The following is a 13,990-nucleotide window of genomic DNA, read 5'->3' on the forward strand; positions in this document are numbered from 1 at the left end:
CTTCATAAAGTAAATTTGGATGAGATAACGGCTGTACCTATTTTAGGATACAAAACTGCAAATAATGCTTCCAGCTCAGAATAATTTTGCCGAATATCAATAATATTCTCTTTTAATAAACAGAGTTTTGGTCTTCTCTTTGCCATACCACTTAATACTTTTTCAACAAAATCAATTGAGGCATAGTTTTCTAGCCATTTACCTTGCCACATGGCTTGCATAAAACCTTGATAATCAATAGGATATTTCCTAATGAACGGTTGGATTTGTTGTTTAGTATATTGATTAAATTCACCAACACTTTCCATAACGCCAAAAGTCAACCACTGTTTGGATAAAAAGTGATCCCACACAATATCCAATGCAATTGGCGCCACCCTTCGATGGGGTTGGCGAAACAATAATTTCGCTTGCTTCACTTCTGGCAAACTATCGGTCATACAATCGATTTTGCGATGTAACATAATTCCATCAGCCACATCGTTAGCATAAGTTAAATAAGGATCACCCTTAACAAAATCCGCTACCGTATTACCAATTAATGAACTATTTACTAGAAAAGCTAAATGTAGATGCGCTAAAATATTCATGAATTCAGATAAGATTGACTAGTCACGATGCTTAAACTCACCTTCAGCAAATCCTTCACGCCAATAGCTTGTGATATGAATTGCTTCAGGTGCAAGCTGAGTATATTTATCTTTCAATGCTCGTCGTAATTGCTGCGCTAATGAACTTTCCATTCCACCCCAAAACATAAGTTTATCTTGTTCGGCAAATTCAGCATTGATCACTGCATCAACCAATTGATTGGATTTTTCCTTATCTTGAATTAACCATCTGACTTGCACATGTTCATTATTGGGTAGTTCAATAACATCCATAGCATGATTAGCCTCAATAAAGGCATAAACTTTTTGGTTTTCCGGTAAATGTTCAAGCGTATAACAGATTGCTGGCATACCTGAAATATCACCCATCAAAACCAAACAATTATTTGTAAACGAAAGCTTACCCACAGAACCGACCAAGCCAATCTGATCGCCAACTTTAGCTTGTCTTGACCAAACAGAAGCCAAACCACCTTCATGAATTGCAAAATCAACAAATAACTGATTTGTCATAGCATCAAACTTACGTATACTATAACTGCGAGCCAGTTGACGGACTTTATCACTCACCATAATCTTATTGTCTTCGCTCAGTTCAGGAAATAAAATTTTGCCCGTGCTAGGCTCAGGAAATAATAATTTAATATGAGGACAAATCCAAGCTGAATCAACACTTAACGGTTTATTACAACTAAACTGCACACGTATAAAGCTGGGTGAAATCTTCTCAACGTTTAATACGCTTAACAGTGCATTAATAATGAACTTTTTTGATTTTTGGTGTTTATCTGCCATGACTTAAATCCTTATATTTTTTACGGGTATTGGTGCTTTTGCACATTGAATTATCATACAACAAAAAATTAAAAAAAACGCTACTTTTCAGTCTAAATATTAAACACCTTGTTACCCGTAAATTTAATGGAATTGAACTCACCAAGCAATATTAAAAATTTTATCTAATTTAGAAAACCTTGAAAAGGCCATTAATAGGTTAATGAACCAAATGCGCAACACCAATCTTGATTAAACTTAGCCACTGCCGCATCGACTGCTGGATCGGAGATAAATAATTCTGCTACATCAACAGGTAAGGTAATGGCTTTACAACCCGCTAACATACAGTCTAAAGCTTGTCTTGGCGTTCTAAAACTTGCTGCTATCACTATGGATTCAGGGCAATGCAAATCAAACAATTGTTGTAACTCTAAAATTGTATCTTTACTGTTTCCACCTTGTGCATCTATGCGATTTATATAAGGAGCTATATATTTCGCGCCTGCAAGTGCTCCCAAAAATCCTTGTCCAGCACCATAAACCGCTGTTCCTAAAGTTACAATACCTTGTTGAGATAATTCCTTAATAGCCAATAAACCTTGTTCATTAACGGGAATTTTCGTCACAATCGATGGTATTGCCTTGTTAAGTTGTTCGGCCTCTTTAATCATGCCTTTCGCATCACTGGCTAGTACTTGTGCAAATAACACCTTATCTGAACCCAGTATATCTTGCAGTTCTTCTAACAAAGCAAAAATGGGTTTACCTGACCTTGCCACAATAGTGGGGTTGGTTGTTACCCCATTAATTGGCAATACTGGTGCCAAACGCTCAATTGCCAAAATATCGGCAGTATCTAAATACAGTTCCATAGTGAACTCCTGGTTTAAATAATCAATCACACATAAAAAGTAAAACATAAATAATAGTGTGATAGTAAGAAATATCGAATTGAAAACCTAGAAGACAAATTTGCCATTTACTGGATATTTGTATGCTGTATGTAAAAATGAGAGTGTGATCACATAGTTACCATTAACAATAATTTAATACTCTGATTAATTTACCACTAGTTAACTGTCCTATCATTGCAACTCAAGTTAACAATGGTACACACATTAAATAATAGTGAGTTTAATTTTATTTATCATAAATAGACCAATAACTAACTAAATACATCGTTCAATATCAATAAAATAGGTTCAAAGGCTAAGCTACGGACCAGTTTGGTAACAAACTCTCTTGCAGCTTCATCATTTATGGCAATAAACACCGGTATTTTATCCGCTTTTCTAGCTTCTTTTGGGATTAACTGTGCAAATATAGTATTAAACGCTTTAACCACCCTTACTTTGGGTGCGAGTTTCTGAATTTCTTCAGCGGCGGATGTCGTGTGTCCAATAACTAAATGAGAAAATCCTCTGACACAAGATTGGTGATATCCACTAAAATTTTATCTGAAAGATCACCCGCGACTGCAATAACATCACTAATGGCATGATAGGATAACGCTAAAATAACTGCCTTAGCTAAATGCACAACGGTTGCAATATCTTCACCTTGAGCATTAGCACCAATTGATTTAACCAATGCTTGTGATTTTTTCGCTAAATCTCGATGCCCGATAACAATCTCATGGTTCGCATCAGCGAGTGCATTAGCAAGACCTGGGTCATACTGCCAGTACCAATAATGGCAATTTTCATTTCTATCTCCTTAGAATTGCGAAAACACAGACACTATAAAATAGAAATAAAACATGATAAATTATTCCAATATTTCATCTATATAAATAATTTGTTTTTAATGGATCGCTTAATTTGCATGACCATTTTCGTTAAAACTGTTGAACTTGGCTTATTTTCAGCCACAGCCAACGCACTGAATCTGTCTCTTCTGTTGATCGGCAAATACATACGCATGCTCGAAACATATTTAAATGTTCGCTTACTTAATCGCACAACAAAGCATCAAAGTTTGTCTGAGATAGGAAGCATTTTTTATGAACGCGCCAAAAATATTCTTATCAAAGTTGCCGAAGCCCAAACCATCGCTGCACAAAGTAATGTAAAGCCTCGTGGTCGGTTAAAAATTAGCGCATCAACAACTTTTGGTACTCACGCACTTACACCCTTACTGCCTGAATTTTTAAGAACCCATCCTGAAGTCTCTATTGATTTATCATTAACCTATCGAAAAGTTGATCTGATTGATGAAGGATATGATTTAGTTTTACCAGTAGGAAAACCATCAGACTGTGGTTTAATCGTCAGATCGCTTGCCCCTTATCGGCTACTATTATGTGCGGCACCTTCCTATTTAAAAACGGCAAATACCCCTAATGATCTAAGGCAACGTGAATGTTTCGTTTTTTCAATGGTATTACAGAATCATTGGGAATTTATTGGTCCGCAAGGACTTATTTCAGTGCCGGTGAGTGGACGCTTAATCTCTGATGGGAGCGATGCGTTACTTCCGGCGGCAATTAGTGGGTAAGGAATCATGTTACAACCGGTTGAAATGGTTAAAGCGGTGATTGAATTAGGACAACTCGTTCCATTATTACCCAAATACCCTATTCCCACTCATCCTATGCATGTACTTTATGCTGCTGATCGCCGTATTCCACCAAAATTAGGCAGTTTCATCGACTTTTGTCTACAAAAATTTGGACAAGTATAAATAAATCAATTGATCTGGAGCGTTGTTATGGATTTATCTATTGAACAAATACTCAAACAATTTGCTAATAAAAATATCAATATCAATAAGATATACTTTGTCAATCATCCTTCTTTAGTTCCTATCCTTGCTTACCAAGTTAATTTTCCTCGTATAGAAATCATCATAAAAGGTCAACAAAAGATGTTATGGACAAATGATAGAGGTGAACAAATCAGTAAAACGCTCTATTCCAATGATATTCTCTATGTTACCTCGAATAGTTGGAATAAACCCCTTTGGCATAAACCAGTTACCATTTTAAGTATTTTATTTGAAAAACAACAAATTGGTTTAAGTTTGTTTCATTGGGATGGAACGCAAATAATTTCTAAAGATCAATACAATATTGCAAGACGTGGACCACGTGTTGGCACCTTCATTATTCAGGCACTTGCAGAACTTACCTGGCATAAGCAACCGTCAGAAAAAAATCAAACCGCCTATTTTCTTATACATAGTTTACTGAGTAACACACTTGATTTGCTCAACGCCACTATCGAAACTTCGTCGAAAACCACCAGTTTATTTGAAGCGATTCGCCAGTATATCGATACGCACTTTCGTGAAGATGTGACCCGCAATTTTTTAGCGAAGATGTTCTATATCTCACCGAATTATTTATCACATCTTTTTCAACGTGAAGGAAAGATTGGATTGAATGAATACGTCAATCATATCCGTTTAGAATACGCCAAATCATTGCTTAAGAACTATGACTTAAATATAAAAGAGATTGCGCATGCTTCCGGTTTTAGAGACAGTAACTATTTTTGTCGAATTTTTAGAAAAAAAACCGAACGTTCACCAACCGAATACCGTCGACAATATCACAGTAAATTATCACAAAAAACATGAGATTTTAGTAAAAACTAAACACAATGATGTTGATAACAATAATATTCAATACAGTCACAATAATTATTGATGGCTTTTAATTTATCTTTTTTTAAAAAAATGGGCAACAAGGCTATGCCTTTTCCTCTTTCGACAAGATTGAGTAATTGGCTCAAAGAATCGACCGTAATAATTTTCTCCGATGGATAACCCAAAGTAAGCGTTTTGACTCTTAATGGGCAATGTTCATCATTATTGATCAATATTGGCAAACGCTCAGGAGTTACAATTGATTGGCTTTGCAAAAAAGCAATCGCTAAGTTTTCGGTATTTGTTAAAAGATAATCAGGATGCTTAACTTTTTCAAAAGTAATCACTTCATCATAACAATGGTGTTGAATTTGATTCAATATATCACTGGTTCGTTTAATGACAATTTCAGTAGAGTCAATGCAATATTTTGTTGTTTCAATCACAATAAACTGAAATAAAAGCTCCGATATTAATAATGTATTACGCTTACCTTTAAAAGACTTTTTGAGTTGTGAATACTTTGCTAAAGTCTGCAAAGTAAAATGATAAAATTGTTGCCCCTCTTGAGTAGGCTTAACTCCATCAAAACCACGAATAAATAAGGTAGCTTGCAATTCATACTCAATCTTTTTTAAGTGAGCCGTTAAATTTGATTGTGTACAGTTCAGAGCTTTAGCCGCTTTATTGAGACTTTTAAGATCATAAATCGTTCTAAAAATCAGTAATCCTTTAAAATCCATTTTACAAAGTCCCCTATCACTTTTTTTGATAACCCTATCATAAATTAGAATTATTCAAACTTCAATTTCCTTCTTAAACTCATAATCATAGTTATAAACTGACTTTAACATTCAAAGGAGAAAAACATGCAAGCTATGCAATATAAAATTCTTTTACCTGCCGATTATGATATGCAAATCATAAAAAATCGTGTCAAACAAAATGGCTATAAAATGGATGGCTTTAAAGATTTACTTTTTAAAGCTTATTTAATTTCAGAAAAAGGGGGTGATAATCTAGCAAATAGCTATTGCCCACTGTATGTTTGGCAACATACTAACGGGATGACTCAATTTATTTTTGATGGCTACTTTGACAATATAATTGATACGTTTGGCTGGCAAAATATTAATATCGGCATTACCGCAAACATTAAATTAGAAGATAACTTTCTACTCAGTAAATATGTACTTGAAGAACATCACACGATACCGATGAAAGCTCAACTAAAGAATTTTAATTTCAAAATTACAGAATATCAAAATCAGGTTGGTAATGTCGTTATCTATAATCCGGATAAATGGCAATATACTTCGTTTACTTTTTTCGAGCAAAAACCAAATAACCAACACAAAAATATCCATCAAATTTTGCATTTATCAAATGGCTTATAGCAAGGCGGTGTCTAACATTCTTATACCTAATCGGGTAGATTGACATTATCTGAAACAATCTCAAAAAATTATTAGAGTCTATTCACTTATCAAGATAAAACAGCATTATCTTGTAAAAAAAATTTAGGAGTCTATACCGTTTCACTTTAAATCAAATATCGATCATAAAAGAGACAAAGATGCCAAAAAATTTGTAATGACCAACAAGTAAAAACTACTTTCAATATAAAAAATGATTTGCCATTCAAGCATTGAAAAGCTCGCTAACCGAGTATTCAGTTAGCGAGTGACGGAATTATTCACAGATATAATTATCAAGGTTATTAGTATCACCTTTACCTTTATAGAGTGTTTGTTGAGGATATTGGCATATCGGTCTTTGTAAAGTTACTTGACCATTTTCTATTTTTTTAGCAATCAGATTCCTTGGCGCTTGTTTTTTCTCAACCCAATTAACTAATGACTCAAAGCCATTAATGTCATCGGGACCCTCACCACCATTACAATGGTCAACACCCGGTGCTAAATAGAGTTTTGCAAAGTTATCAACATAATCTTTGCCCCCCATAACTTTCAATACATTATTATAGTATTGAATCGTTCCTTTTGGCGCTATCAGACGATCATTTAAACCATGCCAAATAATCATTTTTCCACCCGATTTATTGAACTGGCTCAAATCAGGGTTATCTGTTCCCATTATTGGAGCAAACATTTTTACTGATTCATCAAAATAATTTTCGAAACCATTATACCCTAAACTTTTCCATTCAAAATTTGGATTTTGTTTAATCCAATACTTCAAATAATCAACCGGTATAGGAAAAGGGCCTTCATTACCGGCTAATACATCAAGTGGCGCGGTTGGTTCAATACTAAACCACAAAGGTTTTCCATTTTGATCTGTTGGACCTTGCCATATTTTTCGTAATGTTCGAATTTCATCTTTATTAAGCCCAGCTTGATTGAGTAATACATCACTAATTTGTAATGTTGTTGGATCGTTAACGATATCATCTTTAATTCCATCTTTTTCATCAGCAAATTTAATAATGGCTTTTCTAACTTCATCAAGTTTGCTACTTTCAATCGGCCTTCCTAACTCTTCTTGCATCACCACTTGTGGCCATATTTCTGCTGGTATAAATTTATCCCAATAGATTGCTGGCGCTACGATATATAAACCATCATAATCAGTTGGGTATCTTTGAGCCTCCATTAATCCTTGCCTACCACCGGTTGAGCAACCATTCCAATAGGAATAATCTGGAGCCTGACCGTAATAGGATTCGATAATGTGTTTAGTTTTTATTGTCATTTCATGTACACTGCGATAAGCAAAATCTGCTATCGAATCCACTTGTAATTTGCCCTCTTTAAAAACAAATTTACCATCAAACAAACTCCCTTCATGTCCAGTATCGGTCGCTGCTGCGACATAACCATGTTTAGCCGCTACGGCTAACTTATCAAATGGTATAAATCCTGCGTATCCCCCACCGCCAATGGATTGTAAACGGTGATTCCATTGACTTGGCAACCATATTTCAACATTAATAGCTGGTTCAATCATTAATTCAACTCGACAAATCTCTGGTAAATCGAAAAATTCTTTAGTTTTAGCCCCTCGTAATGTATCCGCTAATTTTGACGAAGGTATAAAGTGTTCTTCAATTAGCTCAGTATTTACTACTTTTGCACCCTCTAATTCCAAATTACGCAAGCTTTGACAGTGTACGGCTGAATCCCATAAAACTGGAGTTGCATAAGCAGAAGCACCCAAACAACTTAAAACCGATAAAAAAAATAAATTGCATTTCATCATATCTCTATTCCTATCATCAAACTATTTATTTTAAAAAGAGTTAACTTTAACATTATGCATTATTTGTACAAATAACAATATAAAAATGATTAATTTCTAACAAAACTAAACGTAGGATCATTAAATTGCTGTCAACATTTATGACTATTTTAAAGACTTGTAAGTTGCAATATGTCGTAGTGAATCGCGATGAAACCTTCATTGGAAAAGAAAACTTTGGAAGAAAAGGTAACCTATTCTTAGTAAAGAAAATTCAATGTCTATCAGGCTTTACCATAAAAAAAAATTAAATAATGTAAGCGGATGCATAAACCAAACTTTACCGTTTTGACTTAAGGTGGCAGGCGTTGATGAAGTTTCGGTTTGCTCAGTTGAGGGGGGGATGTTTGACTTTTTTCAGTTTCAGTGTCACTTTGTTCTGTCTGTTGACTTTGCTTAGCTAATCCTTTGGCGACATCATCCCACCACAGCATTTTTGTCGCTTTTTCTTTGGTTTTTTCCCAGATGATTAACTGCTTTTCTAATGCTTGTATTTTGCCATATAAAGCTAATTGTCCTTGTGTCAATTTCTTTTCGGGGGCATCTTTATAATCTGCTGGAAAACGCTCATATTCTCTTCTTTGTTGTTCTAATCCTTGTTTTATTGATTCTTTTTTGCTTGCGTCCATCTTACTAACATATGCATCACGTTTTGCTTCATCACCGTCTTTTATATAACCCAAATAGTTTTCCGCATCACCAGTCATTTCACTGTTTAATGCTTCCCATTTCGGTCGCTTTCCTTCTAAATCCAGCTCTTCATACCATTCACTTTTTGAGTGAAGATGTAAAATTCAATTTTTTTAAACCTTTAATCAAAATTCCAAGATACACATTTATTATTTTCATGAGCTTCTTTTATCGCATCCACTAAAGTAGACAAATCTTCTCTAGCCTTTTTTAAATACAAAGGATCAAGTGAAATAGCAGAAATAATCTTTTTATTTTTAATAAAATATTTACTTTCAACAATAAAAACAGTTTCAGATTTCAAATTTTCATCATGAAAACCTATTGGTAAATTGTAGTATTCGGTGTTTGATTTTACTTCAAGTTTATCTTTCACTTTTATGACCATAATTTTTGAACGGTATGTCTCACCATAAATTTCTAGTTCAAGTTGGTTTTTTTTACAATTTAACAAAGCTCCTTCTGTCGAATGTAAGGATTCAAGCGTCATCTCTTCTGCTTTTAAAGCGAATGATAATAATAAAATATTAAGACTAATTAAATATAATATACCCTTCATTATCTAATTCTCCTTCATTATGTTTTTTTAATAATTCTGACGCTTTATAACCAAAAGTAATTTCAAAATGAGGATAATCTTTTTGCTTTTCCCAATCACCTCCCCATGAAAAACCATTTCTTATACCGACAGGAGATATCTTTTTTAGAACGCTTTCGTCCCAATTAACATTGTTATTTTTCATTTCTATAACATCTATTGCTAGTCCATAGTTATGATAACTATATCCCCCTTTAACCCAAGTCACTATATTACCAGATGTTGTTCTACCTTGCTCATAAAGCCTATTTTGTTCTTCAATAGTTCTAAGCCCAGTTGTAACTCTTAGCTGTATACCAAATTCTTTTTCCACTTCATTGATAAAATTCACTGCTATTTGACGAATTTTTGGATGTAATAACGCTATCCTTGAGTTTGTTACTTTGTCCCATGTTTCAGTTTTTTTCCCTTCCATATAATAATCCACCATCGCCACAGGATGCATAAACCAAACCTCACCGTTTTGGCTTAACGTGGCAGGCGTTGATGAAGTTTCGGTTTGCTCAGTTGAGGGGGGGATGTTTGACTTTTTTCAGTTTCAGTGTCACTTTGTTGTGTCTGCTGCTTTTGCTTAGCTAAACCTTTGGCGACATCATCCCACCACAGCATTTTTGTCGCTTTTTCTTTGGTTTTTTCCTATAACTTATACTGCTTTTTTATCGAATTGAGAAACAAACAGGATTGTTCAGGAAAAGTAAACCGCATTATTTTCAGTCACTGCGGCTAAATTATTTAATGGTGAATGGAAATTCTTCTAACAATTAATTTTCTATTTAGCTACCCATTTCGCTCATGCTGATAAAACACGTTTTTGACTTTCTTTATTAATATTTGTTTTCAAAACTAAAACGTTCCTTGAAATATGATTTACTATAAAATTTAAAATCAAATAAAATACTATTCAAATCTTATTTAATTATTTTTTAAAAACAGCCTATTTAATTGAAACTATTCAAAATCATTGGTTCAATAGTACTTGGATTACATTCAAACTTTTTAAAGTGCATCTCTTTTCTTTTTATTCTCACACCTTCTTTTCCTAGATTTGTATCCACCAAATAATCAGTGTCTTTATTGGTAAAGGTTATCACAGATTTTTTTTTGTCTTCATCATCGATTATTTTTACTAATTGCAATTCTAATTTTGACTGGCTACCAAACCTATAAAACAACTTTGAATTAATATAATCATAGCATAACGATAATTGAGTATTGTTAACTTTACATCCAAATGCATTTTTTTCATTTTTATCTTTATTACAAAGTGTCGTATTTTTAAAAAATACATTTTGACTATAAATATTAATGATATCTTGATGCTGCATTAAATTTAATTTTTTATAAAACTGCTTTATCCAATCTTTTGAAATATTCTTTTCCAAAAATGAATTAAATAACAGCAATAAAAAATAATCAGGGTAAGACAATTGAGTATTATCTATAAAATAATGCATAATTTTTTCTGAGAAGATAGAGCTCATAATGTCTAGTTTGTCATTAATATTCTGAATAGAATAACTAACAACTTGTCCTTGAGAATAATCTAGATTGATCTCTCCTAATATGATTAACTTTTTATCTAAACTAGTTAAATAAGTTATTCTAGCCGGACTTTCCATTCCACCAAACTGATCAAAAATAGAAATTACACCTAAATTTGAAGTTTGAATTGATGGATTACCTCCTCCGTTATAAATATAACTATTAATTGTTCCATCTATATTTAAATTTAAATCAATTTGTGACATTTTGTCTTCTTCAGGATTAATCAGACGACAATAAATATATTTTCCTTCAAAATTATTACCATTAATAAATTGACCTTTAATAACATTTAATTTACTTTCCTTACATAGTTGTGCAAATATCGGAAAACTAAAGAAAAGCAATATTGTAAAAATATAGAATTTTTTCATTTTAACCTCTGTTTTGTAAACCTTCATACAAAGCATTTAAAGCAGCTTCAACTTCTTGCACTTTAATTGTATTATTTTTATACCATTTACTATTAATCATTGTACTAGTAGCAAAAGAATAGTTATCAACTTTAATATCATAATATACTTTACAATTCCTGATATTAAATTCATCGTATAAAGTTATAAGGGCTTTGTTTCTATCTACAACATGGTTATATCCTCCATTTATAGCCATGGTAACTTTAAGAAAGTCATTATTTGCCGCAATATTATTTACATTGCCCCATGAACTACCCTCAATCCAATACCAAAAAGCCGATTGAATTGTATAATCCAAATCAGAGCATATAAGATCTGGGTTATTTTTAATCGAATCATTTTTAATATACTGACTAAAAGATTCATAATTATAATCATGAGTAATTTGAATAAGCCCCCTACCATGATAATCTGAACCACCACTATAATTATTCCAATTATTTGGTATAGAACCATCCCTATTTTTATACTCTTCAGAAGTTCTAAAAAAATCACTTTCACATAATATTTGTGATATAAAATGAGCTTTCTGTAAACAACTTGTAACGTTATATTGAATAAAATATGAATTCAACTTTGAAAGAAATGTATCTATTGATATATTTTTTAGATTATTATTCATTTTATGAAATAACCCATTTTTTAAAACATCTACAGGTATAATAGATTTAAATTGTTCTTCAGTTATACATTTATTACACATACAACTATCAAAATTGAATATTTGTATTCCAACTGGGTGCATAAGCCAAACCTTACCATTTTGGCTTAACGTGGCAGGCGTTGATGAAGTTTCGGTTTGCTCAGTTGAGGGGGGCGATGTTTGACTTTTTTCTGTTTCAGTGTCACTTTGTTCTGTCTGTTGACTTTGCTTAGCTAATCCTTCGACTACATCTTCCCACCACAGCATTTTTGTCGCTTTTTCTTTGGTTTTTTCCCATAATTCTGACTTCTCTTCTAACTTATTTATTTTACCCAATAAGTTAAGTTGCTCCGGTGTTAATTTCTTGTCGTGGGCAGCTTTATAATCAGCGGGAAAACGTTGATAATCTCTTTTTTGTTGTGCTAATCTCTAAGAACGAACAATTGACTTTCTTCACATCTTAGCATTACTTAATGCTCCAACTGCATGAAAAAATTTTTTCAACAAGAGCTTTTTCTATTGATATCCCTAAATTGAATTGTTCATACTTTAATATTATCACGATTATTAACATCTAATAGTTAATTTATAGCTCCCCAATAATGTTAATCATTTTTCTAAAAGCTCAAACTTTTCATTTATGAAATTATAATATCTTCTTCTATATCCTTCGTTAGCTTCATTTTCATCAGGATCCGCTATTATTCCAGAAATAATAATTAAACTACTATTTAAATGATATTCTATAGAAAACCCATTTTCTCCATTTTCATCTTCTATCAAATAAGCATTAGGAAGTCCAATAACTTTGTTAGAGAGTAAGTTTCGAATCTCTCCACAAATTGCACCACCACCACACCCATAAACCTTAATCAAATAATGATACGCAAAGTTTGCATTTTTAATTTTTGTTTTAGTTTTAATAGCGAAATCGTTAAAATCTAATTTGATAAGTTCTTTACTTTGAGCTTGAGCTATTAAGGAATAATTAATTGCAAATATTATGAAACACAGAAGAGCAAACTTTAACTTTTTCATATTTACCTCCAATTTCCATTTTTCGATTCTTTTAATGCTTCAACCATTTGAGCTGGTAATATATGGGCAGAATTTAGCCCATCTCCTTGATAATATGATGAACCTTCAAAAGCTGCAATTCTTCCATTACTTATTGTTTTCCCTTTACGTACTCCTGCTGATGCAAATTCTTTAGCCCAATCATAAATAGCATCTTCAACATCACCATCCTGTTCTAAATATTTTATTATGTTCTTCCTTTTAATTTTTATCAAATATTCTTCAAATAAAATATCTTGTGTTTCTTTATTATATTTCAATGATAAGTCTAATTTTAAATAATCTAGAGCTGATTTTAAAGTTTCAGGAATTATTTGAAAGCGTCCAGCAGCAAATATTTCCCCTTTTGCTTGTTTATCAATTAATTCCTTTAGCGTCATAGAGGTTAAGTTAGTATTAAAAAAAGCTCTTAGTTTTGGTTTAGTTTGATTATAAGCTGAATAATCATTATTGGATTCAACTTCACCTAACAGCAAAGCAAATGGGCTTTCTGCCCAGCCTTTTTTTATTTCAACAATATTAAAATAATCCACCATAGCCACAGGATGCATAAACCAAACCTCACCGTTTTGGCTTAACGTGGCAGGCGTTGATGAAGTTTCAGTTTGATTAGTTGAGGTGTCTGCTGATTGCTCTTTTTTAGTTTCTGCTTCACTTTGTTGTGTCTGTTGACTTTGCTTAGCTAATCCTTCGACTACATCGTCCCACCACAGCATTTTTGTCGCTTTTTCTTTGGTTTTTTCCCATAATTTATACTTATCTTCTAACCCATTTATTATGCCCAATA

The 13,990-nt window shown here is 32.8% G+C and carries 15 protein-coding genes and 3 pseudogenes; 3 read left to right on the forward strand and 15 right to left on the reverse strand.

The window, feature by feature from the left end:
* Positions 1-2: 2 nt before the first annotated feature.
* The 5 genes and pseudogenes from J3U13_RS10385 to J3U13_RS10405 form a co-directional block, all read right to left on the reverse strand.
* On the reverse strand, positions 3-590 hold the full coding sequence (locus tag J3U13_RS10385) for an ACP phosphodiesterase (protein WP_267341936.1): 588 nt from the start codon (positions 588-590) through the stop codon (positions 3-5).
* Between the two features lie 18 nt (positions 591-608).
* Positions 609-1,406 (reverse strand): siderophore-interacting protein, encoded by a 798-nt coding sequence (locus J3U13_RS10390; protein WP_267341937.1) that lies wholly within the window; start codon positions 1,404-1,406, stop codon positions 609-611.
* Positions 1,407-1,597: 191 nt separating this feature from the next.
* Positions 1,598-2,260 carry a fructose-6-phosphate aldolase gene (gene fsa / locus J3U13_RS10395; protein WP_267341938.1) on the reverse strand — a complete coding sequence of 221 codons (663 nt, stop codon included), beginning with the start codon at positions 2,258-2,260 and terminating at the stop codon, positions 1,598-1,600.
* Positions 2,261-2,553: 293 nt separating this feature from the next.
* Positions 2,554-2,733, reverse strand: a complete 180-nt coding sequence (locus J3U13_RS10400) for a hypothetical protein (RefSeq protein ID WP_267341940.1) — start codon at positions 2,731-2,733, stop codon at positions 2,554-2,556.
* Between the two features lie 59 nt (positions 2,734-2,792).
* Positions 2,793-3,044: pseudogene (locus tag J3U13_RS10405) on the reverse strand (NAD(P)-binding domain-containing protein); the annotation flags it as partial.
* Between the two features lie 168 nt (positions 3,045-3,212).
* Between J3U13_RS10405 and J3U13_RS10410 the strand changes: the two are divergent.
* Both J3U13_RS10410 and J3U13_RS10420 read left to right on the forward strand, forming a co-directional pair.
* Positions 3,213-4,070, forward strand: a pseudogene (locus J3U13_RS10410) (LysR substrate-binding domain-containing protein).
* A gap of 27 nt (positions 4,071-4,097) precedes the next feature.
* Positions 4,098-4,967 (forward strand): helix-turn-helix transcriptional regulator, encoded by an 870-nt coding sequence (locus J3U13_RS10420; RefSeq protein WP_267341944.1) that lies wholly within the window; start codon positions 4,098-4,100, stop codon positions 4,965-4,967.
* Between the two features lie 14 nt (positions 4,968-4,981).
* Here J3U13_RS10420 and J3U13_RS10425 read toward each other — a convergent pair whose 3' ends face one another.
* Positions 4,982-5,719, reverse strand: a complete 738-nt coding sequence (locus J3U13_RS10425; protein ID WP_267341945.1) for a LysR family transcriptional regulator — start codon at positions 5,717-5,719, stop codon at positions 4,982-4,984.
* Positions 5,720-5,845: 126 nt separating this feature from the next.
* On the opposite strand from J3U13_RS10425, the gene J3U13_RS10430 reads away from it, so the two are divergent.
* The gene (locus J3U13_RS10430; protein ID WP_267341946.1) at positions 5,846-6,373 is read left to right on the forward strand and encodes a DUF4865 family protein; all 528 of its coding nucleotides are present in this window, start codon (positions 5,846-5,848) and stop codon (positions 6,371-6,373) included.
* 295 nt (positions 6,374-6,668) lie between these two features.
* On the opposite strand, the gene J3U13_RS10435 is transcribed toward J3U13_RS10430, so the two are convergent.
* The 9 genes and pseudogenes from J3U13_RS10435 to J3U13_RS10475 all read right to left on the reverse strand — a co-directional run.
* Positions 6,669-8,198 (reverse strand): tannase/feruloyl esterase family alpha/beta hydrolase, encoded by a 1,530-nt coding sequence (locus tag J3U13_RS10435; RefSeq protein ID WP_267341948.1) that lies wholly within the window; start codon positions 8,196-8,198, stop codon positions 6,669-6,671.
* Between the two features lie 332 nt (positions 8,199-8,530).
* Positions 8,531-8,944: a hypothetical protein gene (locus tag J3U13_RS10440; RefSeq protein ID WP_267341949.1), complete on the reverse strand. Its 414-nt coding sequence runs from the start codon at positions 8,942-8,944 to the stop codon at positions 8,531-8,533.
* A gap of 104 nt (positions 8,945-9,048) precedes the next feature.
* Complete coding sequence (locus tag J3U13_RS10445; RefSeq protein ID WP_267341950.1) at positions 9,049-9,486, reverse strand: hypothetical protein; 438 nt, start codon at positions 9,484-9,486, stop codon at positions 9,049-9,051.
* Entirely contained in the window at positions 9,461-9,970 is a 510-nt protein-coding gene (locus J3U13_RS10450; RefSeq protein ID WP_267341951.1) for a M15 family metallopeptidase, read from the reverse strand. The genes J3U13_RS10445 and J3U13_RS10450 overlap by 26 nt, the downstream gene beginning before the upstream one ends.
* Before the next feature lie 23 nt (positions 9,971-9,993).
* On the reverse strand, positions 9,994-10,134 hold the full coding sequence (locus tag J3U13_RS10455) for a hypothetical protein (protein ID WP_267341952.1): 141 nt from the start codon (positions 10,132-10,134) through the stop codon (positions 9,994-9,996).
* Between the two features lie 329 nt (positions 10,135-10,463).
* Complete coding sequence (locus J3U13_RS10460; protein WP_267341953.1) at positions 10,464-11,441, reverse strand: hypothetical protein; 978 nt, start codon at positions 11,439-11,441, stop codon at positions 10,464-10,466.
* 1 nt (position 11,442) lies between these two features.
* Positions 11,443-12,462 (reverse strand): glycoside hydrolase family 19 protein, encoded by a 1,020-nt coding sequence (locus J3U13_RS10465; protein WP_267341954.1) that lies wholly within the window; start codon positions 12,460-12,462, stop codon positions 11,443-11,445.
* Positions 12,463-12,735: 273 nt separating this feature from the next.
* Positions 12,736-13,164, reverse strand: coding sequence for a hypothetical protein (locus J3U13_RS10470; protein WP_267341955.1), 429 nt, complete (start codon positions 13,162-13,164; stop codon positions 12,736-12,738).
* A gap of 2 nt (positions 13,165-13,166) precedes the next feature.
* Positions 13,167-13,990, reverse strand: a pseudogene (locus J3U13_RS10475) (hypothetical protein); the annotation flags it as partial.

Origin of the sequence: Gilliamella sp. B2887 (genome assembly GCF_026537015.1) — a bacterium.
GTDB lineage: Bacteria > Pseudomonadota > Gammaproteobacteria > Enterobacterales > Orbaceae > Gilliamella.